The sequence below is a fragment of the Citrobacter sp. LUTT5 genome, assembly GCF_009905315.1.
Lineage (GTDB): Bacteria > Pseudomonadota > Gammaproteobacteria > Enterobacterales > Enterobacteriaceae > Citrobacter > Citrobacter freundii.
Window position 1 is genome coordinate 4,586,998 of record NZ_CP047606.1, and the last position, 21,230, is coordinate 4,608,227.

Annotated in this window: 23 protein-coding genes; 20 read left to right on the forward strand and 3 right to left on the reverse strand. The window is 57.4% G+C overall.

Annotated elements, in window-relative coordinates; genetic code table 11:
- Positions 1–60: 60 nt before the first annotated feature.
- From phnC to phnP, 14 genes are all read left to right on the forward strand, one after another.
- Positions 61–849, forward strand: coding sequence for a phosphonate ABC transporter ATP-binding protein (phnC, locus tag GUC46_RS21865; RefSeq protein ID WP_130715344.1), 789 nt, complete (start codon positions 61–63; stop codon positions 847–849).
- Positions 850–1,004: 155 nt separating this feature from the next.
- Complete coding sequence (phnD, locus tag GUC46_RS21870) at positions 1,005–2,021, forward strand: phosphonate ABC transporter substrate-binding protein (RefSeq protein WP_130715345.1); 1,017 nt, start codon at positions 1,005–1,007, stop codon at positions 2,019–2,021.
- A 104-nt stretch (positions 2,022–2,125) separates the two neighbouring features.
- Positions 2,126–2,905 carry a phosphonate ABC transporter, permease protein PhnE gene (gene phnE / locus GUC46_RS21875; protein WP_003841119.1) on the forward strand — a complete coding sequence of 260 codons (780 nt, stop codon included), beginning with the start codon at positions 2,126–2,128 and terminating at the stop codon, positions 2,903–2,905.
- Positions 2,906–2,925: 20 nt separating this feature from the next.
- On the forward strand, positions 2,926–3,651 hold the full coding sequence (phnF, locus tag GUC46_RS21880) for a phosphonate metabolism transcriptional regulator PhnF (RefSeq protein ID WP_003031826.1): 726 nt from the start codon (positions 2,926–2,928) through the stop codon (positions 3,649–3,651).
- On the forward strand, positions 3,652–4,104 hold the full coding sequence (phnG, locus tag GUC46_RS21885; RefSeq protein WP_048241771.1) for a phosphonate C-P lyase system protein PhnG: 453 nt from the start codon (positions 3,652–3,654) through the stop codon (positions 4,102–4,104).
- A complete protein-coding gene (gene phnH, locus GUC46_RS21890; RefSeq protein WP_032938144.1) occupies positions 4,101–4,685 on the forward strand; it encodes a phosphonate C-P lyase system protein PhnH in 585 nt (194 codons plus the stop codon). The genes phnG and phnH overlap by 4 nt, the downstream gene beginning before the upstream one ends.
- On the forward strand, positions 4,685–5,752 hold the full coding sequence (locus GUC46_RS21895; RefSeq protein ID WP_130715347.1) for a carbon-phosphorus lyase complex subunit PhnI: 1,068 nt from the start codon (positions 4,685–4,687) through the stop codon (positions 5,750–5,752). The genes phnH and GUC46_RS21895 overlap by 1 nt, the downstream gene beginning before the upstream one ends.
- Positions 5,753–5,798: 46 nt before the next feature.
- Positions 5,799–6,590 (forward strand): alpha-D-ribose 1-methylphosphonate 5-phosphate C-P-lyase PhnJ, encoded by a 792-nt coding sequence (phnJ, locus tag GUC46_RS21900; RefSeq protein ID WP_231040655.1) that lies wholly within the window; start codon positions 5,799–5,801, stop codon positions 6,588–6,590.
- The gene (phnK, locus tag GUC46_RS21905; protein WP_003844769.1) at positions 6,587–7,345 is read left to right on the forward strand and encodes a phosphonate C-P lyase system protein PhnK; all 759 of its coding nucleotides are present in this window, start codon (positions 6,587–6,589) and stop codon (positions 7,343–7,345) included. Before phnJ ends, phnK begins: the two co-directional genes overlap by 4 nt.
- Positions 7,346–7,434: 89 nt before the next feature.
- On the forward strand, positions 7,435–8,115 hold the full coding sequence (phnL, locus tag GUC46_RS21910) for a phosphonate C-P lyase system protein PhnL (protein WP_003841104.1): 681 nt from the start codon (positions 7,435–7,437) through the stop codon (positions 8,113–8,115).
- The gene (phnM, locus tag GUC46_RS21915) at positions 8,112–9,248 is read left to right on the forward strand and encodes an alpha-D-ribose 1-methylphosphonate 5-triphosphate diphosphatase (RefSeq protein WP_130715348.1); all 1,137 of its coding nucleotides are present in this window, start codon (positions 8,112–8,114) and stop codon (positions 9,246–9,248) included. Before phnL ends, phnM begins: the two co-directional genes overlap by 4 nt.
- Positions 9,249–9,250: 2 nt before the next feature.
- The gene (gene phnN / locus GUC46_RS21920; RefSeq protein ID WP_003844764.1) at positions 9,251–9,805 is read left to right on the forward strand and encodes a ribose 1,5-bisphosphokinase; all 555 of its coding nucleotides are present in this window, start codon (positions 9,251–9,253) and stop codon (positions 9,803–9,805) included.
- On the forward strand, positions 9,792–10,226 hold the full coding sequence (gene phnO / locus GUC46_RS21925; protein ID WP_003031809.1) for an aminoalkylphosphonate N-acetyltransferase: 435 nt from the start codon (positions 9,792–9,794) through the stop codon (positions 10,224–10,226). The genes phnN and phnO overlap by 14 nt, the downstream gene beginning before the upstream one ends.
- 8 nt (positions 10,227–10,234) lie before the next feature.
- On the forward strand, positions 10,235–10,993 hold the full coding sequence (gene phnP, locus GUC46_RS21930; RefSeq protein ID WP_130715349.1) for a phosphonate metabolism protein PhnP: 759 nt from the start codon (positions 10,235–10,237) through the stop codon (positions 10,991–10,993).
- Between the two features lie 201 nt (positions 10,994–11,194).
- Here phnP and yjdP read toward each other — a convergent pair whose 3' ends face one another.
- Both yjdP and GUC46_RS21940 read right to left on the reverse strand, forming a co-directional pair.
- Entirely contained in the window at positions 11,195–11,524 is a 330-nt protein-coding gene (gene yjdP, locus GUC46_RS21935; protein WP_130715350.1) for a DDRRRQL repeat protein YjdP, read from the reverse strand.
- A 69-nt stretch (positions 11,525–11,593) separates the two neighbouring features.
- Positions 11,594–13,858: a hybrid sensor histidine kinase/response regulator gene (locus tag GUC46_RS21940; protein ID WP_160180724.1), complete on the reverse strand. Its 2,265-nt coding sequence runs from the start codon at positions 13,856–13,858 to the stop codon at positions 11,594–11,596.
- Positions 13,859–13,972: 114 nt separating this feature from the next.
- On the opposite strand from GUC46_RS21940, the gene GUC46_RS21945 reads away from it, so the two are divergent.
- The 6 genes from GUC46_RS21945 (at position 13,973) to GUC46_RS21970 (ending at position 20,194) form a co-directional block, all read left to right on the forward strand.
- Positions 13,973–15,496, forward strand: a complete 1,524-nt coding sequence (locus GUC46_RS21945) for a sugar ABC transporter ATP-binding protein (RefSeq protein ID WP_003844755.1) — start codon at positions 13,973–13,975, stop codon at positions 15,494–15,496.
- Positions 15,489–16,484, forward strand: a complete 996-nt coding sequence (locus GUC46_RS21950) for a ribose ABC transporter permease (protein ID WP_003031803.1) — start codon at positions 15,489–15,491, stop codon at positions 16,482–16,484. Before GUC46_RS21945 ends, GUC46_RS21950 begins: the two co-directional genes overlap by 8 nt.
- An 88-nt stretch (positions 16,485–16,572) precedes the next feature.
- Complete coding sequence (locus GUC46_RS21955) at positions 16,573–17,514, forward strand: ABC transporter substrate-binding protein (RefSeq protein WP_003826688.1); 942 nt, start codon at positions 16,573–16,575, stop codon at positions 17,512–17,514.
- Positions 17,515–17,634: 120 nt separating this feature from the next.
- Entirely contained in the window at positions 17,635–18,318 is a 684-nt protein-coding gene (locus GUC46_RS21960) for a D-lyxose/D-mannose family sugar isomerase (RefSeq protein WP_003031789.1), read from the forward strand.
- A gap of 14 nt (positions 18,319–18,332) precedes the next feature.
- The gene (locus tag GUC46_RS21965) at positions 18,333–19,193 is read left to right on the forward strand and encodes a ketose 1,6-bisphosphate aldolase (protein WP_130715352.1); all 861 of its coding nucleotides are present in this window, start codon (positions 18,333–18,335) and stop codon (positions 19,191–19,193) included.
- Positions 19,190–20,194: a carbohydrate kinase family protein gene (locus GUC46_RS21970; RefSeq protein ID WP_086529675.1), complete on the forward strand. Its 1,005-nt coding sequence runs from the start codon at positions 19,190–19,192 to the stop codon at positions 20,192–20,194. Before GUC46_RS21965 ends, GUC46_RS21970 begins: the two co-directional genes overlap by 4 nt.
- Positions 20,195–20,242: 48 nt before the next feature.
- Here the strand turns inward: GUC46_RS21970 and GUC46_RS21975 are convergent, their stop codons facing one another.
- Complete coding sequence (locus GUC46_RS21975) at positions 20,243–20,974, reverse strand: response regulator (protein WP_149911833.1); 732 nt, start codon at positions 20,972–20,974, stop codon at positions 20,243–20,245.
- Positions 20,975–21,230 lie beyond the last annotated feature (256 nt).

Here is a 21,230-nt window from a genome sequence, read left to right on the forward strand (position 1 = left end):
TTAACGAAAACGTCACATTGATCCGCCACGATGGGGCCACTTTTTTAGGGAGGCCGCAGCATGCAAACGATTATTCGCGTCGAAAAACTCTCCAAGTCCTTCAAACAACATCAGGCGCTCAATGCGGTTGATCTGAACATCTGTTCCGGTGAGATGGTGGCTCTGCTTGGGCCGTCCGGCTCCGGCAAATCCACCCTTTTACGTCATTTAAGCGGTTTGATCGTCGGTGATAAATCACCCGGTAGCCGCGTCGAGCTGCTGGGTCGCACCGTTCAACATGAAGGCCGCCTGGCGCGCGATATCCGCAAAAGCCGCGCCCACACCGGCTACATCTTCCAGCAGTTCAATCTGGTGAACCGCCTGACAGTGCTGGAGAACGTCCTGATTGGCGCGCTCGGCAGTACACCGTTCTGGCGCACCTGTTTTAGCTGGTTTACCGCTGAGCAGAAACAGCGTGCATTACAAGCGTTAACCCGCGTTGGCATGGCGCACTTTGCATACCAGCGTGTTTCCACGCTTTCGGGCGGACAACAACAGCGCGTCGCAATCGCCCGCGCGCTGATGCAGCAGGCCAAAGTGATCCTTGCCGATGAGCCGATTGCCTCACTGGACCCGGAATCCGCACGCATCGTGATGGACACCCTACGCGACATCAACCAGACCGACGGCATCACCGTAGTCGTCACGCTGCATCAGGTGGATTACGCCCTGCGCTACTGCGAACGCATCGTCGCGCTGCGCCAGGGCAACGTCTTCTTTGATGGCAGCAGCCAGCATTTTGATAACGATCGTTTTGACCATCTTTACCGCAGCATGAACCGCGTCGAACAGAACGCGCAGGCTGCATAGTTCTAAAAAACCAGGCGTTATTGGCGCAGCCAGGCTGGAGACGGCCAGCGCGGAAAAACCGGAGCGTACACGCAGTACGTGAGGATTTTGAGCACTGCCCGGATTCAGGCTGGCAAGTGAAATAGCCTGGAACAATGACTAATTAAGGAAACGACATGAGCTATAAGACAGTTACCGCGCTGGCTTTCACCAGCATGTTTAGCGTCAGTACCTTGTTAAGCCCGGCGCATGCCGAAGAGCAAGAAAAAGCGCTGAACTTTGGCATTATTTCGACCGAGTCACAGCAAAACCTGAAGCCGCAGTGGGAACCGTTCCTGAAGGACATGGAAAAATCACTGGGCGTGAAAGTGAACGCCTTCTTCGCCCCGGACTACGCCGGGATCATCCAGGGCATGCGCTTTAACAAAGTGGATATCGCCTGGTACGGCAACCTCTCGGCAATGGAAGCGGTGGATCGCGCTAACGGGCAAGTGTTTGCCCAGACCGTCGCCGCCGACGGATCCCCGGGTTACTGGAGTGTGTTGATCGTTAACAAAGACAGTCCGATCAATAACCTGAACGATCTGATCGCCAAACGTAAGGATCTGACCTTCGGCAACGGCGATCCCAACTCAACGTCAGGCTTCCTTGTTCCCGGCTACTACGTCTTTGCCAAAAACAACATCTCCGCGAGCGATTTCAAACGCACCGTTAACGCCGGACACGAAACCAACGCCCTGGCAGTCGCCAACAAGCAGGTCGATGTCGCCACCAACAACACCGAAAACCTCGACAAGCTGAAAACTTCCGCGCCGGAAAAGCTGAAAGAGCTGAAGGTGATCTGGAAGTCACCGCTGATCCCGGGCGATCCGATCGTCTGGCGTAAAAACCTCTCCGAAACCACCAAGGACAAGGTGTACGACTTCTTTATGAATTACGGCAAAACGCCGGAACAGAAAACCGTACTGGAACGCCTTGGATGGGCACCGTTCCGCGCCTCCAGCGATCTGCAACTGGTGCCGATTCGCCAGCTGGCACTGTTTAAAGAGATGCAGGGTGTGAAGGACAACAAAGGGCTGAACGAGGAAGAGAAAACCAGCAAAACCTCGGCGTTGAAAGCGCAGCTCGATGACCTTGACCGTCTGACCGCCGCACTGGGCGCTATGACCAGCGTCACCAAAGCGGTGCAGTAACCCTGGTGCCCGGTGGCGCTTCGCTTACCGGGCCTACGATGTTTTGTAGGCCGGATAAGGCCCCTGCGCCGCCATCCGGCAATAACCTATGCACGGAGCTAAACATGCAAACCATCACCGTCGCCCCGCCCAAACGTAGCTGGTTCTCGCTGCTGAGCTGGGCCATTCTGCTCGCCGTACTGGTGGTCTCGTGGAAAGGTGCCGAAATGGCTCCGCTCACGCTGATCGAAGATTCCGGCAATATGGCAACCTTCGCCGCCGACTTCTTCCCACCGGACTTCAGCCAGTGGCAGGACTATCTCGGTGAAATGGCCGTCACCCTGCAAATTGCCGTCTGGGGAACTGCCCTCGCCGTGGTGCTATCGATTCCCTTCGGCCTGATGTGCGCCGATAACCTGGTGCCGTGGTGGATTTACCAGCCGATGCGCCGCCTGATGGACGCCTGCCGCGCCATCAATGAAATGGTCTTCGCGATGCTATTCGTGGTCGCCGTCGGGTTAGGGCCATTCGCCGGGGTGATGGCACTGTTTATCCACACTACCGGGGTACTCTCCAAGCTGCTTTCCGAAGCGGTAGAAGCCATTGAGCCGGGTCCGGTAGAAGGTATTCGCGCCACCGGAGCCAACAAAATTGAAGAGATTCTGTACGGCGTTCTGCCACAGGTCATGCCGCTGCTTATCTCCTACTCGCTGTATCGCTTTGAATCCAATGTTCGCTCAGCCACGGTAGTCGGCATGGTGGGCGCAGGTGGTATTGGCGTGACCTTATGGGAAGCGATTCGCGGCTTCCAGTTCCAGCAAACCTGCGCCCTGATGGTGTTAATCATCGTCACCGTCAGCCTGTTGGATTTCCTTTCCCAGCGTTTGCGTAAGCACTTTATCTGATTAGCGAGGCATTGATTGCTATGCACTTGTCTACACATCCGACCAGTTATCCAACGCGTTATCAGGAAATTGCTGCGAGACTTGAGCAGGAGCTACGTCAACATTATCGCTGCGGTGACTATCTGCCCGCCGAGCATCAGCTTGCCGCGCGCTTCGAGGTAAACCGCCACACCCTGCGCCGCGCCATTGACCAGTTGGTTGAACGCGGTTGGGTTCAGCGTCGCCAGGGAGTCGGCGTACTGGTGCTGATGCGCCCGTTCGATTACCCGCTTAATGCCCAGGCACGCTTTAGTCAGAACCTGCTGGACCAGGGCAGCCACCCCACCAGCGAAAAACTGCTGGCGGTGCTGCGTCCGGCCTCCAGCCACATTGCCGATGCGCTCAGCATAAACGAGGGCGATAACGTGATTCACCTGCGCACCCTGCGCCGGGTTAACGGGATCGCACTGTGCCAGATCGACCACTATTTTTCCGACCTCACGCTGTGGCCGCTGCTGCAAGGCTTCAACAGCGGTTCACTGCACGACTATCTGCGTCAACAATCCGGTCTGACGCTGCTGCGCACGCAAACGCGCATCAGCGCCCGCCGCGCGCAGGCCAAAGAGAGCAAGGTGCTGGAAATCCCCAATATGGCGCCGCTGCTGTGCGTGCGCACCCTGAACCACCGTGAAGGCGAAGAACACGCGGCGGAATACTCCGTCAGCCTGACCCGCGCCGACATGATCGAATTCACTATGGAGCACTGAATGCATTTCGATACCGCCACCCGCCAGCGCTGGATGCGCGCCCTGGCTTACAGCAATGCCGATGCCCTGAACGCCCGCATCAACGAGCTCAAACTGACGCCGGACTATGAACTTATCCGCGCACCGGAAAGCGGACTGATGCAGATCCAGGCCCGTATGGGCGGTACCGGTAACCGCTTCTTTGCCGGTGACACCACGCTTACCCGCGCAGTGGTACGCCTGAAGAGCGGCACGCTGGGTTACAGCTACCTGCTGGGACGCAACAAACAACATGCCGAGCAGTGCGCGGTGATTGACGCGCTACTGCAGGAACAAACGCATTTCCAGAACCTAATGGAAACCTTAATTGCCCCGCTGGAAGCGGAACGCGATGCGCTGATTAACGCACGCTGTGCCGAAGTTAACGCCAGCCGGGTCGACTTCTTCACGCTGGTACGCGGAGATAACGCATGACCTTACAGACCGCATTTAATTTACCCGTTCAGGATGCTCAGCAGAGCTTTCGTCGCCTGCTGAAAGCCATGAGCGAACCGGGCGTAATCGTCGCCCTGCATCAGCTGAAACACGGCTGGCAGCCGCTGGGTCTGGCGACCACCAGCGTGCTGCTGACCCTGGTCGATGGCGACACGCCGGTCTGGCTGGCGCCGTCGATGGATAACGATATCGCCCGGCAGAACCTGCGTTTTCACACCAACGCGCCGCTGGTGGATCAACCACAGTTGGCGGCCTTTGCCGTCGCCGACGAACGTATCAGCAGCGAACAGCTTAACGCCCTCTCCGCCGGTTCAGCCGCCGCACCAGAAACCAGCGCCACGCTGATTGTGCAGGTCTCTGGCTTAAGCGGCGGACGCATGCTGCGTCTGACCGGCGCGGGCATCGCCGAAGAGCGCATGATCGCGCCACAGCTGCCGGAATGCCTGATTCACGAACTCACCGAACGCCCGCACCCGTTCCCACTGGGGGTGGATCTGATCCTCACCTGTGGCGAACGCCTGCTGGCTATTCCGCGAACCACCCATGTGGAGGTGTGCTGATGTACGTCGCCGTCAAAGGGGGCGAAAAGGCGATAGCCAACGCCCACGCCCTGCAGGAAAACCGACGCCGGGGCGATGAGACCATTGCTGAACTGAGCGTGGCGCAAATCGAACAGCAGATGAGCCTGGCCGTTGATCGGGTGATGACCGAAGGTGGCATCGCTGACCGCGAACTGGCTGCGCTGGCGCTCAAACAGGCCAGCGGCGATAACGTCGAGGCCATCTTTTTGCTCCGCGCCTACCGCACTACGCTGGCAAAGGTTGCTGTCAGCGAACCGGTTAACAGCGCAGAAATGCGTCTTGAACGCAGAATCTCCGCGGTCTACAAGGATATTCCCGGCGGGCAGCTGTTGGGGCCAACCTATGACTATACCCATCGCCTGCTGGATTTTACCTTACTGGCCAATGGCGAAACCCCGCCTCTGCGCAGCGCAGACGGCGAGCAGGATGCCTCCCCGCACGTCTTTTCCCTGCTGGCGAACCAGGGTCTGGCTAAACGTGAAGAGGATGATGGCGCGACACCCGACGACATCACCCGCACGCCGCCGGTTTACCCCTGCTCACGCGCTTCACGTCTGCAGCAGTTGATGCGCGGTGACGAGGGATATTTGCTGGCGCTGGCCTACTCCACCCAGCGCGGCTACGGGCGCAACCACCCGTTTGCCGCCGAAATCCGCAGCGGCTATGTGGCACTGGAAACCGTACCGGAAGAGCTGGGATTTGCGGTGAACGTCGGCGAACTGCTGATGACAGAATGTGAAATGGTCAACGGTTTTGTCGCGCCAGAAAATGAATCCCCCCATTTTACCCGCGGCTACGGGCTGGTGTTCGGTATGAGCGAACGTAAAGCGATGGCGATGGCGCTGGTGGACCGCGCCCTACAGGCAGCCGAATACGATGAAACGGTCACAGGACCGGCGCAGGATGAAGAGTTCGTGCTGGCGCATGCGGATAACGTCGAGGCGGCGGGTTTTGTTTCGCACCTCAAACTTCCCCATTACGTCGATTTCCAGGCCGAACTGGAACTGCTCAAACGCCTGCAACAGGAGGCCACCCGTGACCACTAACCTCTCCGGCTACAACTTTGCCTATCTTGATGAGCAGACCAAACGCATGATCCGCCGCGCAATTCTGAAAGCGGTAGCGATCCCCGGTTACCAGGTACCGTTTGGCGGACGTGAAATGCCGATGCCATACGGATGGGGAACCGGCGGCATTCAACTTACCGCCAGCGTGATTGGCGAGCCGGACGTGCTGAAAGTGATTGACCAGGGCGCGGACGACACCACTAACGCCGTATCGATTCGTAATTTCTTCAAGCGTGTGACCGGAGTGAATACCACTGAGCGTACGGAAGATGCGACGCTGATCCAGACCCGCCACCGCATCCCGGAGACGCCGCTGGTGGAAGGTCAAATAATCATCTTCCAGGTACCGATCCCCGAGCCGCTGCGCTTTATCGAACCGCGGGAAACGGAAACTCGCACCATGCACGCGCTGGAAGAGTACGGCATCATGCAGGTGAAACTGTATGAAGATATCGCCCGCTTCGGTCATATCGCCACCACTTACGCCTATCCGGTGAAGGTCAACGACCGCTACGTCATGGACCCGTCGCCCATCCCAAAATTCGACAATCCGAAGATGGACATGATGCCGGCCCTGCAACTGTTTGGCGCAGGCCGCGAAAAACGCATCTATGCCGTTCCACCTTACACTCGCGTGGAAAGCCTCGATTTCGACGATCACCCGTTTACCGTGCAGAGCTGGGATGAACCTTGTGCCATCTGCGGCTCAACCCACAGCTATCTCGATGAAGTGGTGCTCGATGACAGCGGCAAACGCATGTTTGTCTGCTCCGACACCGATTACTGTCGCCAACAGAGCGAGGCCCTCAGCAAATGACGCAACCGCTGCTTTCAGTCAACAACCTGACCCATCTCTACGCGCCGGGCAAGGGCTTCAGCGATGTCTCTTTTGACCTGTGGCCAGGCGAAGTGCTGGGTATCGTCGGCGAGTCCGGTTCTGGCAAAACCACGCTGCTGAAATCGATCTCTTCACGGCTGACGCCGCAGAGCGGTGAGATTTTGTATCAGAACCGTTCGCTGTACGGCATGAACGAGGCCGACCGTCGCCGTCTGCTGCGCACCGAATGGGGCGTGGTGCATCAGCATCCGCTGGATGGCCTGCGCCGTCAGGTCTCCGCCGGAGGCAATATCGGCGAACGCCTGATGGCCACTGGCGCGCGTCACTACGGCGACATCCGCGCCACCGCGCAGCGCTGGCTGGAGGAGGTGGAGATCCCTGCCTCGCGTATCGACGACCTGCCAACCACCTTTTCCGGCGGTATGCAGCAGCGCCTGCAGATCGCCCGCAACCTCGTCACCCATCCCAAACTGGTGTTTATGGACGAACCCACCGGCGGGCTGGACGTTTCGGTACAGGCCAAACTGCTGGACCTGCTGCGCGGCCTGGTGGTGGAACTGGATCTTGCAGTGGTCATTGTCACCCACGATTTGGGTGTGGCGCGTCTGCTGGCAGACCGTTTGCTGGTGATGAAGCAGGGTCAGGTGGTGGAAAGTGGGTTAACCGACCGCGTGCTCGACGACCCGCACCATCCGTACACCCAGTTGTTGGTGTCGTCCGTTTTGCAAAATTAAACATCGGATGCCGGATGGCAGCTTACGGGGCGCTGTTTGTAGGCCGGATAAGCACAGCAACATCCGGCAATAAGAACCATGAGGCTCAAATGATCCGCGTTGAAAATGTCAGTAAAACCTTTGTCCTGCATCAGCAAAACGGCGTGCGTCTGCCGGTGCTGCAAAACGCCACGCTGGAAGTGAAAAACGGCGAATGCGTGGTGCTGCACGGTCACTCGGGTAGCGGCAAATCCACGCTGCTGCGATCGCTGTACGCCAACTATCTGCCGGATGAAGGACACATCCACATTCGCCACAGCGATGAGTGGGTCGATCTGGTGCAGGCCCCGGCGCGCAAAGTGTTGGAAGTTCGCCGTTCAACCATCGGCTGGGTGAGCCAGTTCCTGCGCGTAATCCCGAGGATTTCCGCGCTGGATGTGGTGATGCAACCGCTGCTGGATCTGGGTGTCTCCCGTGAGGAGTGTGCAGCCAAAGCGGCTAACCTACTTACCCGCCTGAACGTGCCGGAGCGGCTGTGGCACCTGGCACCGTCGACCTTCTCCGGTGGCGAACAGCAGCGCGTCAACATCGCCCGCGGGTTTATCGTCGATTACCCGATTCTGCTGCTCGATGAACCCACCGCCTCGCTGGACGCCAAAAATAGCGCCGCCGTCGTCGCATTGATTGAAGAAGCAAAAGCCCGCGGCGCAGCAATTGTCGGTATTTTTCACGATCAAACCGTGCGCGACCGCGTAGCGGATCGTCTGCATCTGATGGGAACAACAGCATGATTATCAATAATGTAAAGCTGGTACTGGAAGATGACGTGGTGCAAGGATCGCTGGAAATCGAGGGCGGGGTCATTCGCGCCTTTGCTGAAAGTCCGAGCAGCCTACCTGAGGCGCTGGACGGCGAAGGCGGCTGGCTGCTGCCAGGGCTTATCGAGCTGCATACCGATAATCTCGACAAATTTTTTACCCCGCGCCCGAAGGTAGACTGGCCTGCCCACTCGGCAATGAGCAGCCACGACGCGCTAATGGTCGCCAGCGGCATTACCACCGTGCTGGACGCAGTGGCGATTGGCGATGTGCGCGACGGTGGTGACCGTCTGGAAAATCTGGAGAAGATGATCAACGCGGTGGAAGAGACGCAAAAGCGTGGGGTCAATCGCGCCGAGCACCGCCTGCACCTGCGCTGCGAGCTGCCGCATCACACTACCCTGCCGCTGTTTGAAAAACTGGTTGGTCGTGAGCCGGTGACGCTGGTGTCGCTGATGGATCATTCCCCCGGCCAGCGTCAGTTCGCCAATCGTGAGAAGTACCGCGAGTATTATCAGGGCAAGTATTCGCTCACCGACGAGCAGATGGCCCGTTATGAAGAAGAACAGTTAGCGCTGGCTGCGCGTTGGTCACAGCCCAACCGCACGGCGATTGCCCAGATGTGCCGTGAGCGCCAGATTGCGCTGGCGAGCCATGACGATGCCACCTGCGATCATGTGCTCGAATCGCATCAACTTGGCAGCGTGATCGCCGAATTTCCCACAACTTTCGAAGCCGCCGATGCCTCACGCCAGCATGGCATGAACGTGCTGATGGGCGCACCTAACATCGTGCGCGGCGGTTCTCACTCCGGCAACGTGGCGGCACATAGGCTGGCTGAGCTGGGGCTGCTGGATATTCTCTCCTCCGACTACTACCCCGCCAGCCTGCTCGATGCGGCATTTCGCGTAGCGGATGACGACGCTAACCTCTTTACGCTGTCGCAGGCTATTCGTCTGGTGACCCGCAATCCGGCGCGGGCCTTAAATCTCGACGATCGCGGCGTTATTGCCGAAGGTAAACGCGCAGATCTGGTGCTGGCGCATCGCAAAGGCGGCAACATCCATATCGACCACGTCTGGCGTCAGGGCAAAAGGGTATTCTGACTATGGGTAAACTGATCTGGCTGATGGGGCCGTCCGGCTCCGGTAAGGACAGTCTGCTGGCAGAATTGCGCCAGCAGGAACCGGCGCAACTGCTGGTGGCGCATCGCTACATCACCCGCGCCGCCAACGCCGGGAATGAAAATCATATTGCGCTAAGTGAACCAGAGTTTTTTACCCGCGCCGGGCAGAATCTGCTGGCGCTGAGCTGGCACGCCAACGGCTTCTACTACGGCATCGGCGTGGAGATAGACCTCTGGCTGCACGCTGGTTTTGATGTGGTGGTCAACGGCTCGCGTGCGCATCTGCCCCAGGCGCAGGCCCGTTATGGCGCTTCTTTGCTTCCCATTTGCTTACAGGTTTCTCCGGCAATTCTCCGCCAGCGCCTGCAGGCTCGTGGGCGGGAGAGCGAAACGGAAATCGCCGCCCGTCTTGAACGCGCAGCCCGCTACGCCCCGTATGACTGCCACGTCCTGAATAACGATGGTAGTTTGCTACAGTCTGTCGATACACTGCTCGCACTGATGGGACGCAAGGAGAAGAAACATGTCTGTCTGTGAATTACGCCGCGCCACGCTCTACGATACCGATGCGGTTTACGCGCTCATCTGCGAGTTGAAGCAGGGTCAATTTGACCTGCAGGCTTTTAGCGCTGGTTACGCCGCTAATCTGCAAGATGCCAATATGCACTACCAGTTGGCACTGATCGACGGACAGGTCGTCGGCTTGATCGGTCTACACCTGCAGTTTCATCTGCACCACGCCAACTGGATTGGCGAAATCCAGGAACTGGTGGTGATGCCGCAGGCGCGAGGGTTAAGGGTCGGCAGCCAGCTACTGGCCTGGGCCGAAGCCGCCGCACGCGAAGCGGGCGCAGAAGTCACCGAGCTTTCCACCAGCACCCAACGCCTTGACGCACACCGTTTTTACCAGCGCGAAGGCTATACCATGAGCCATTTTCGCTTCACCAAACCGCTGTAGGGGGAGCCATGAGTCTGACCATTACGCTAACGGGAACGGGCGGCGCACAGCTGGTGCCGACATTTGGCTGCGACTGTGCGGCCTGCCAAAGAGCACGCTTACAGGCGCAATATCGTCGACGCCCTTGTAGCGGGGTGGTCAAATTCAACAATGCGGTGACGCTGCTGGACGCGGGGATCCTGCATCTGATGGACGACTGGCCAGCGGGCAGCTTCCAGCAGTTTCTGTTGACCCACTATCATATGGATCACGTGCAGGGGTTGTTTCCGCTGCGCTGGGGCGTGGGGGCGACTATCCCGGTGTACGGACCGCCGGATGAACAGGGTTGCGACGATCTGTTTAAGCATCCCGGCATCCTCGATTTTAGCCATACCGTCGCGCCATTCGTAGTGTTTGACCTGCAAGGATTGCAGGTCACGCCGCTACCGCTCAACCATTCAAAGCTGACGTTTGGTTATCTGCTGGAGACCGCACATAGCCGCGTGGCGTGGCTCTCCGATACCGCCGGACTTCCCGACAAGACGCTGAAGTTTCTCCACAATAACCAACCCCAGGTGATTATCATCGACTGCAGCCATGCCCCGCGCGCCGAGCCACCGCGCAATCACTGTGATTTAAATACCGTTATCGCGTTGAACGACATTATCCGCTGTCCACGGGTGATCCTGACGCATATCAGCCATCAGTTCGACCTGTGGATGATGGAAAACCAGCTTCCCGCAGGGTTTGAGGCAGGATATGACGGAATGGAGATTATGCTGGAGTAAGGAAATTTGCCGGATGCGATGAAAACATCTTATCCGGCCGACAAGACGACAGTCAGGCGACTTTTCCATAAGCATAGAGAGATTGCAATGCATACATGCACTGTGCTCAAGTGCATGCATTAACATAAAATGGCGAGATGTTGAGCTGACAGCGAAATCCCTTACAGGGGATAAAATATTCTTACATTTAGATAGTTACAGTTAACGATCGTAATCTTCTTCCATTCTGCGTTCTTCGTCTTCTAACTGACGCCGTTCTTGATCAAGCTGGCGCTGACGGTCATCCAGTTGGCGACGTCGATCTTCAAACTGGCGGCGGCGATTGTCATATTGCCTGCGCCGGTCGTCACTCATCTGGCGCCGCCAGCTTTCATCACGGGAATCATCATAATCCCGCCCGTTGTCCGGTTTGTATGCGTCGTTTATCGCCTGCTGAATATTACCAATGGCGTCATCGATAATATCCGCCTGCGCCGATACGGTGGTCAGCATCAGCAAACTAAAAAGAAGGAATGTCGCGGAGCGTTGCATAAAACCAGCCTCATCAAGAAACTCGCCCCACGGTAACCAAAGCGTATTTGCGCGGGTAGCGGAGGAATCTCAATTACGCGAATGCCGCAGCGCCTGCGCCAGCTCTCCCCGAGTAAAAGGCTTACGCAATAGTGCCACATCCGGCAGCGCCGGGTTATGCGCCGGGCGTAAATCCTGACCGCTCATCAGCAAGATGGACAACTGCGGATAATGTGCCTGGGCATGGTTAACCACATCCACGCCGCTTAAACCACCAGGCAGCATTAAGTCACTGATAAAAATATCAATCTCGGATGAAGCCGCCAGCATATGCATCGCCTGTTCGCCGTTGGCGGCCTCTAACGTCAGGTAGCCCAGCAGGTGTAATTGCTCGCACAACGTCTGGCGTACATCGTCCTCATCCTCGAGCACCAACACCAGTTTTTCATCGTTGGTCGTTGTGTGTTGCGCTACCGCTTCCACTTGAGCCTGCACCGGAACAACGGCGCGAGGCAGTTGCAGCCGGACAGTCGTTCCCTGCCCGGGGGCGCTTTCAATCTCCACCCGGCCACCGGACTGGCGCACAAAACCGTAAACCATCGACAGCCCAAGCCCACTGCCGCTGCCGGTCTGTTTGGTGGTGAAAAATGGCTCGAAGACCTGCGCTTTCACTTCCTGCGACATCCCACTTCCCTGGTCGGCTACCTCCAGCATCACCATGTCCTGCTTACGCCCATCGCTGCGCGTAACCCGTTGATTCCAGGTACGGATTTTTATCGTGCCCGCCTGCCCGTCCATGGCGTCACGGGCGTTCATCACCAGATTGATAATGGCGTTTTCCAGTTGGCTGACGTCAATCCACGCGGGCCAGGCAGGCGACTGGGCTTCAATCTCCAGCGTCAACGTGGCCGGAAGAGAGTGGCGCATCAGTTCGCCCAGGTTTTCCAGCAAGGTTTTCAGCTCCACCGCATGAGGGTGCAATGACTGTTTGCGCGAAAAGGCCAGCAGCCGTTGGGTAAGCAGCGCCCCGCGCTCGGCGGCTTTTAGCGCCCGATTGACCCGTGGCGCATCGGGCGACTCCGGATTCACCAAATCCAGACTGCCAATAATCACCGCCAGCAGGTTATTGAAATCATGCGCTAATCCACCCGTCAGTTGCCCCACCGCCTTCAGCTTTTGGCTGTGCAACAGCGCTTCTTCCAGCCCCTGACGCTCAGTGCGATCGATTTCCATCTGGCTGGTTTTTTCTTTTAGCAGTCGAGTGGTGTGCTCCAGCGATGCCGTATTGCGGGCAAAGACGCTAAAGGCGCGGGCCAGCTCGCCCAGCTCATCGCGCCGCTGCAGGGCCGGGACACTGACGTCTGATTCACCGTGCGCCAGCCGGGTCATCGCCCGCGAAATGGCCGTCAGGTTGGAGCCGAGATTACGGTAGATATACCACCCGGCAAAACCGGTGATCACCACCGCCAGCAGCGCAAACACTAAAATAAACAACGCGCCGGATTGCAGTTCCTGATGGCTCTGCGCCACCCGCTGCTCTGAGATCAGCGCCACCTGCGAAGCATACTGGTTGATATCGCTGTTGAGGATCGCCACCAACGCTTTGATGTGGAACATATACCAATTGATGGCCAAATCACTTTGCTCCAGCGCGGAGGAGAGCGGCTCCAGCTTATGCAGCTCCTGGTTGAAGTCGTTGAGGATACCACTAATCAGCGGATTGGCATGCAGCAAGGGAAGAACGGGCATCACTGCATCCAGTTGTTTCACCACCGAACGCGGCGTGGGCGTGTCGATGGCGGCAACAATTAAGCGGTCCATCTGCCCCAGCAGCACATCGTCCTGCGCGCCGGTGAGCTTTTGCAGATGACGTAAATAGCTTTGATTTTGATACAGCGAACTGAGCAGCGCGTTACGTTCCAGGTGCCGCCGCTGACCGCGCTGCAACATACCTTCCACGCTGCTTTGTAGCTCCTGGCTGCGCTGGATAATTCGCTCGACCAGCACCGGCTCCTGCTGTGCCAGCGGCGCGGTAGCCAGTTGTTCCAGCGACTGCTTCAGCGCCCTTTGCGTCTCCTGCAGCCGCTCCGCTTCCCCTTTGTATTCCAGCGCCCCGACTACCTGCGACAGCCGCACCGCCGCTGTCGCGACGTTCGCCGTATCCCGTGCCAGGTTCATGCTGCCGGTCATGTCGTCAACGGTTTGCTGCTGCACCTGCTCCTGGATCTGGCTTGCGTGCTGAAACCCCAGCACCGCCACGCCGCTCACCATCAGCGTGACCGCCACCACCAGCAGATTGAAGAACAGCAATCGTCCACGCGCACTGGCGAAAAAGTGACGTCCCGGTTGCGGCATATCACGCTCCGTGAAGAAAAATCGCAATATGACAAATATGAACGGCTTCTGACATTTTGCATTTACATTCCTGTGATGGACTGCTGATATCGGCCACCCCACAGGAGATCCGCCATGAGCAGGACACCGGTTCTGGAGATGCGCAACATTGCTAAAGCGTTTGGCAAATTTTACGCGCTGAAAGGGGTCGATTTAACGGTCTGGCCGGGCGAGATTCATGCCCTGATGGGCGAGAACGGTGCGGGGAAAAGCACCCTGATGAAGATCCTCGCGGGCGCCTATACCGCCACCAGCGGTGAAATCCTGATTGACGGTCAGCCGTTTCACATTCGCGGTCCCAAAGATGCACTCAGCGCAGGCATCACGCTGATTTATCAGGAGATGCAGCTCGCGCCGAACCTGACGGTGGCAGAAAATATCTTTCTTGGCAGCGAGCTGTCGCGCGGCGGTCTGGTCCAGCGTAAAGAGATGGTCATGCAGTCACAGAAAGTCATCGATCGACTCGGCGCCCAGTTTAAGGCCAGCGACCGTGTGATGACGTTGACCATCGCCGAACAGCAGCAGGTTGAAATTGCCCGTGCCCTGCACCGTAACAGCCGCATTCTGGTGATGGATGAACCCACCGCCGCCCTCTCCTCACGTGAAACCCACCGCCTGTTTGAACTGATCATGCGCCTGCGCGATGAGGGGATGGCGATTATCTACATCAGCCACCGCATGGCGGAAGTGTACGAACTCTCCGATCGCGTCAGCGTCCTGCGCGACGGGCAATATGTTGGCAGCCTGACCCGCGACAAGCTCAACGCCTCGGAGCTGGTGCGCATGATGGTGGGCCGTCCGTTGAGCGATCTGTTCAACAAAGAGCGCGATATTCCCTTAGGTAAAGCACGCCTCAACGTCCATCACCTTACCGACGGCCATAAAGTCCAGCCGTGCAGCTTGCTGGTGCGCTCCGGGGAGATCGTCGGCCTGGCCGGGTTAGTCGGCGCAGGGCGTTCTGAACTGGCGCAGCTGATTTTTGGCGTGCGCAAAGCCATCGGCGGCATGATTGAAGTGGACGGTGAACCGGTGGTGATCCACTCCCCGCGCGAAGCAATTGACCACGGCATTGGCTTTCTGACGGAAAACCGCAAAGAGCAGGGATTATTTTTAGAGCTGGCAGCGGCAGAAAACATCACCATGGCAACGCTGGAACGTGACGCGAACTGGGGCATGCTCGATCGCAAAAAGGCGCAGGCGATTTCTGATGACGCCATCAAATTGCTCAATATTCGCGTCCCGCATGCCCAGGTCCGCGCAGGCGGCTTGTCCGGCGGCAACCAGCAAAAGCTGCTGATTTCGCGCTGGGTGGCGATCGGGCCACGCATTTTGATCCTCGATGAACCCACGCGCGGCGTGGACGTCGGCGCCAAAAGCGAGATCTACCGGATCATGAACGATATGGCGCGCAAAGGCGTGGCGATCCTAATGATCTCCAGCGAACTGCCGGAAGTGGTCGGGATGAGCGACCGCGTGTATGTCATGCGCGAAGGCAGTATTGCCGGCGAGCTGAACGGACAAAGTATTACCCAGGAAAATATTATGACGCTGGCAACCGGCGTGAACGACTCCCATCATCAGGCGGTACCCCATGAATAATCCAACCACTCCCCAGCAGGTGGCGAAATCCGCCTCCGCAAAAAAAATGCTGATGAGCGATCTGATGCAAACGGTCGGTATCTTACCGATTCTCATCCTGATAGTGGCGGTGTTTGGCTTTATCGCGCCTAACTTTTTTACCGAGAGTAACCTGCTGAATATTACCCGTCAGGCGTCGATCAACATCGTGCTGGCCGCTGGCATGACCTTCATTATTTTAACCGGCGGCATCGATCTTTCGGTTGGTTCGATTCTCGGCACCACCGCAGTGGCAGCGATGGTGGTTTCGCTGATCCCGGAATTTGCCATGCTGTCAGTCCCTGCCGCACTGTTGCTCGGCATGGTGCTGGGGTTGTTTAACGGCGCGCTGGTCGCTTTTGCCGGCCTGCCGCCGTTTATCGTCACGCTTGGAACCTATACGGCGCTGCGCGGCGCAGCTTACCTGCTGGCCGACGGCACGACGGTGATTAACTCCAACATCAGCTTTGAGTGGATCGGTAACAACTATCTCGGTCCGGTTCCGTGGCTGGTGGTCATTGCGCTGGCGGTGGTGGTGGTGTGCTGGTTCATTCTTAGGCGCACCACACTCGGCGTTCATATCTATGCGGTTGGCGGCAATATGCAGGCCGCGCGCTTAACCGGTATCAAAGTGTGGTTGGTGCTGCTGTTCGTCTACGGCATGAGCGGTTTGCTCTCAGGTCTTGGCGGGGTGATGAGCGCCTCGCGGCTGTACAGCGCCAACGGCAACTTAGGCATGGGTTACGAGCTGGACGCCATCGCGGCGGTGATCCTCGGCGGCACCAGCTTTGTTGGCGGGATCGGCACCATCACCGGCACGCTGGTGGGGGCGTTGATCATTGCCACGCTCAATAACGGCATGACGCTGATGGGCGTCTCCTATTTCTGGCAATTGGTGATCAAAGGGGCGGTGATCATCATAGCGGTGCTGATCGACAAATACCGTACCCGACACCATCAAAGTGCATAGACAAGCTTACTGGCCTACTCATTCGTAGGCCTGATAAGCGCAGCGCCATCAGGCGTATAACAACAATACCCTACGTGAGGAAACGAGTATGCGTTTGAAGCCATTAGTGACCGCGCTCTGTGCTGGCGCCCTGCTTGCTGCAGCTCCATTTGTGCAGGCAAAAGAACTGAAATCCATCGGCGTTACGGTGGGCGATCTGGCCAACCCGTTCTTCGTGCAGATCACCAAAGGCGCGGAGCTGGAAGCACGCAAACTGGCAGGTGATAGCGTTAAAGTCACGCTGGTTTCCAGCGGCTACGATCTGGGGCAACAGGTGTCGCAAATCGACAACTTTATTGCCGCCAAAGTCGACATGATTATCCTTAACGCCGCCGACTCCAAAGGCATCGGCCCGGCGGTTAAACGCGCGAAAGACGCCGGGATCGTGGTGGTTGCCGTTGACGTAGCGGCGGAAGGCGCAGACGCGACCATTACTTCCGATAACACTCAGGCAGGCGAAATGGCCTGTAAATACATTACCGACCGTCTGAAAGGGAAAGGCAACGTCGTCATCATCAACGGGCCGCCGGTTTCCGCCGTCCAGAACCGCGTGGAAGGCTGCCAGACGGAGTTTAAACGCCACCCGGACATCAAGGTGCTGTCGCATAACCAAAACGCCAAAGGCAGTCGCGAAGGCGGGCTGGAGATCATGACCGCGTTGCTGGCGGCGAATCCGAAGATCGACGGCGTATTCGCCATTAACGATCCCACAGCGATCGGCGCCGATCTGGCGGCAAAACAGGCGCAGCGTAGCGAATTCTTTATTGTCGGCGTAGATGGATCCCCAGACGGTGAAGAAGCGCTGAAGCGCGAAAACTCACTATTTGTGGCGACTCCGGCACAAGATCCGCAGGTGATGGCTGCCAAAGCGGTTGAAATCGGCTATGACATATTGCAGGGGAAACCCGCCCCGAAAGAACCCGTGCTGATCCCAGTGACGATGATCGATAAAAACAACGTCGGCAGTTATAAGGGTTGGACGGTTAAATAGCCCGCCACAACAACGCCGGTTGGCGGCAAAGATGCCTTATCCGGTCTACAAGATCGCTATGAATTTGTAGGCCGGATAAGCGAGGCTCCATCCGGCATTATATTAAGGAGGATTCTGCCGATGAAACGCTCCGCAATAAACGAGATCCTTGGGCACACGCGCCAGTTTTTCTCTCAGCACGACGTGCATCTCCCCCCTTTTGCCAGCTTCCCCCCGACCCAATGGCGCAAGCTTGATGCCGCTGCCTGGAGCGAAGTGTTCGACCTTAAGCTCGGTTGGGATGTCACCGCGTTTGGCGGCAATAATTTCGCCGCGCAAGGATTAACGCTGTTCACCCTGCGTAATGGTTCGCCGAAAGGCATGCCTTACGAGAAATGCTACGCCGAGAAAATCATGCATGTTCGCGATGCACAGGTCACACCGATGCATTTTCACTGGCGCAAACGCGAAGACATTATCAATCGCGGCGGCGGCAATCTCATTGTAGAACTGTGGAATGCAGGGATCCGCGAGCAAACGGAAGACAGCGACGTTAGCGTGGTAATTGACGGCTGTCGGCAAACCCATGCCGCAGGCAGTCAACTGCGCCTGACGCCGGGTGAAAGCATCTGCCTGCCGCCGGGCCTGTATCACAGCTTCTGGGCGGAAGAAGGTTTTGGCGACGTGCTGGTTGGCGAGGTCTCTTCTGTTAATGACGACGACCACGACAACCATTTTCTGCAACCGATTTCCCGCTACAACGACATTGAAGAAGACGAACCGGCGCTGCTGGTGCTGTGTAACGAATATCGCCTGTTCCGCTAACCAAGGAGCACATTATGCCGTTGATCTCACTCGCTGATGGCCTTGCCCATGCCCGCGAGCACCGCTATGCCTTAGGGGCGTTTAACGTTCTGGATTCACATTTCCTGCGCGCGTTGTTTGCCTCAGCAAAGCAAGAACGTTCGCCGTTTATTATCAACATTGCCGAGGTGCATTTTAAATATATCTCGCTAGATTCTCTGGTCGAAGCGGTCAAATTCGAAGCCGCGCGGCATGACATTCCGGTGGTGCTGAATCTTGACCACGGCCTGCACTTTGAGTCGGTGGTGCGAGCATTACGCTTAGGTTTCAGCTCAGTGATGTTCGATGGCTCCACGCTGGAGTACGAAGAAAATATCCGTCAGACCCGCGAAGTGGTGAAGATGTGCCACGCCGTCGGCGTGTCGGTGGAAGCTGAGTTGGGCGCAGTCGGTGGCGATGAAGGCGGTGCGCTGTACGGTCATGCCGACGAATCACTGTTTACCGACCCAATGCTGGCGCGTGATTTCGTTGACAGAACCGGGATTGACGCGCTGGCGGTCGCCATTGGCAACGCCCACGGCAAATATAAAGGCGAACCGCTACTCGACTTCCCGCGTCTGGACGCCATTCGCCAGCAGGCGGCAATCCCGCTGGTACTGCACGGTGGCTCCGGCATCAGCGACGACGATTTCAAGCGCGCTATTGAACTCGGCATTCACAAAATCAACTTCTATACCGGCATGTCGCAGGCGGCGCTGTCGGCAGTGGAGACGCGGATGGCGAATCGTCAGCCCTTATATGACGAATTCGCCGAACTGCTGCTCGGCATTGAGGAAGCCATTACCGATACCGTTTCAGAACAGATGCGCATTTTTGGCAGCGCGGGGCGGGTCTGATGGAACGCAAAGGCGTTATCGCCGCAGGCAACATGCTGGTCGATCATGTGCATCAAATTGTGCAGTGGCCGGAACGCGGCTGGTTGGCGGAAATCACCCGTAGCGAACGCGCCACGGGTGGTGCGCCGCTTAATGTGCTGCTGACGCTGGCAAAAATGCACACTGGGCTGCCGTTGCAGGCGGTGGGGTTAATCGGTCAGGACAGCGATGGCGACTACATCATGGCGATGCTGGAGCAGTATCACGTTAATCGCCAACACGTGCAGCGCACGACATTCGCGCCCACGTCAATGTCGCAGGTGATGACCGATCCCAGCGGCCAGCGCACCTTTTTCCACTCGCCGGGCGCCAACAGACTGCTGGATTTGCCCGCTTTTGAGCAACTGGATACCTCGATGAAAATCTTCCATCTGGGATATCTGCTGCTGCTCGACAGTCTGGACATGCCGGATAAGGAGTACGGGACGCGTAGCGCAAGGCTGCTGGCGCAAATGCGCGACAACGGCTTTGAAACATCGCTGGATCTGGTCTCACGCAAGGGCGACCCGCGCTACCAGCCACTGGTGATGCCAGCCTTGCGCCATCTCGATTATCTGGTGATTAACGAGCTGGAAGCCGGAGAATTTAGCGGGCTGGAGATCCGCCAGCCCAACGGCGAGCTACATATCCCGCATATCGCTACCGCCGCGCGCGAATTATTGGATGCAGGCGTACGCCAGCGGGTGGTTATTCACTGTCCGGAAGGTGCCTGGGGTGAAGCGCCGGATCTGCCGGGCGTCTGGATCCCGTCGCAGTACCTGGCGCAGGAGGAGATCGTTGGCAGCGTGGGGGCGGGTGATGCGTTTTGCGCCGGATTTTTGTATGGCTGTCATGAGCGCTGGTCGCTGACGGACAGCGTCAGGTTGGCACACGCCTGTGCGCGGGCAAGCTTGCTGTGCGCCAATGCGATAGACGGCGCGAAGACGCTGGCAGAGCTAAAAGCAGAAATGGTTGACGCCTGATGCGCTGCGCTTATCAGGCCTACGACCGCATCCGGCAACTACACACGATCACGCCGCCTTATCGTGATGCTGCACGTCGGCGGCAAACACATAACCCAACCCGCGCAGGGTTTTGATCAACATCGGTTGATGCGGGTTAATCTCTATTTTTCGCCGCAAGCGCATGATTAACACGTCAATAGTGCGGTCAAACACCTCAACGCTGTCGCTGCGCGTCAGCTCCAGCAGTTGTTCCCGGCTCAGCACCCGGCGGGCATTTTGGGCCAGCGCCAACAGCAGGCTGTATTCCCCCTGCGTCAACTCCACCTTCAACTGCTGGGGATTACGAAGCTGGCAACCGGCGGTATCGAGATGCCAGCCATTGAAAGAAAGCCCCGTGGTCTGTGGGCCACCGCTTTCTGACGTTAACACGCCAACGCGTCTGAGCACCGCCTTTACCCGAGCCACCAGCACCCGCGCATTGAACGGTTTACCGATATAGTCGTCAGCGCCCATTTCCAGCCCGACCACCACATCCGACTCGCTACCAAGCCCGGTCAGCATCACCACCGGTAATCCGGGCCTCATCTTTTGCACCTGCTGCAGCACCATCAGACCGTTGATATCGGGCAACATCATATCCAGCAATACCAGCGCGATCTCCGGCTGAGTCTCAATGCAGCGCAACGCCTCCTGCCCGGTGTGACAAGCGGTCACCGCAAAGACGTGTTCGTTCAGCACATCCTGTAAAAGCGAGCAGACTGCCACGTCATCATCCACAACCAGAACAACGGGTTTCATCATTCGACTCCGTCCACTTCGTTATCATCTTATTGTGAGTAATATCAGGCGAAGTGAAAGAGCACACATGATCTATCTGATAAAAATATAATCCTTGTCACACTATTCAGTAAACATAATAGGTTTTCCTCTGCTCAGCACTTTGGGCACAAATACCTAATAAGAATAACTACGCAGATCACACTTCCTTTCTTTAAAATAAAACATTCGAACTTATGATAATGACAAAATTAAAGCAGCGATATTTACTATTTTA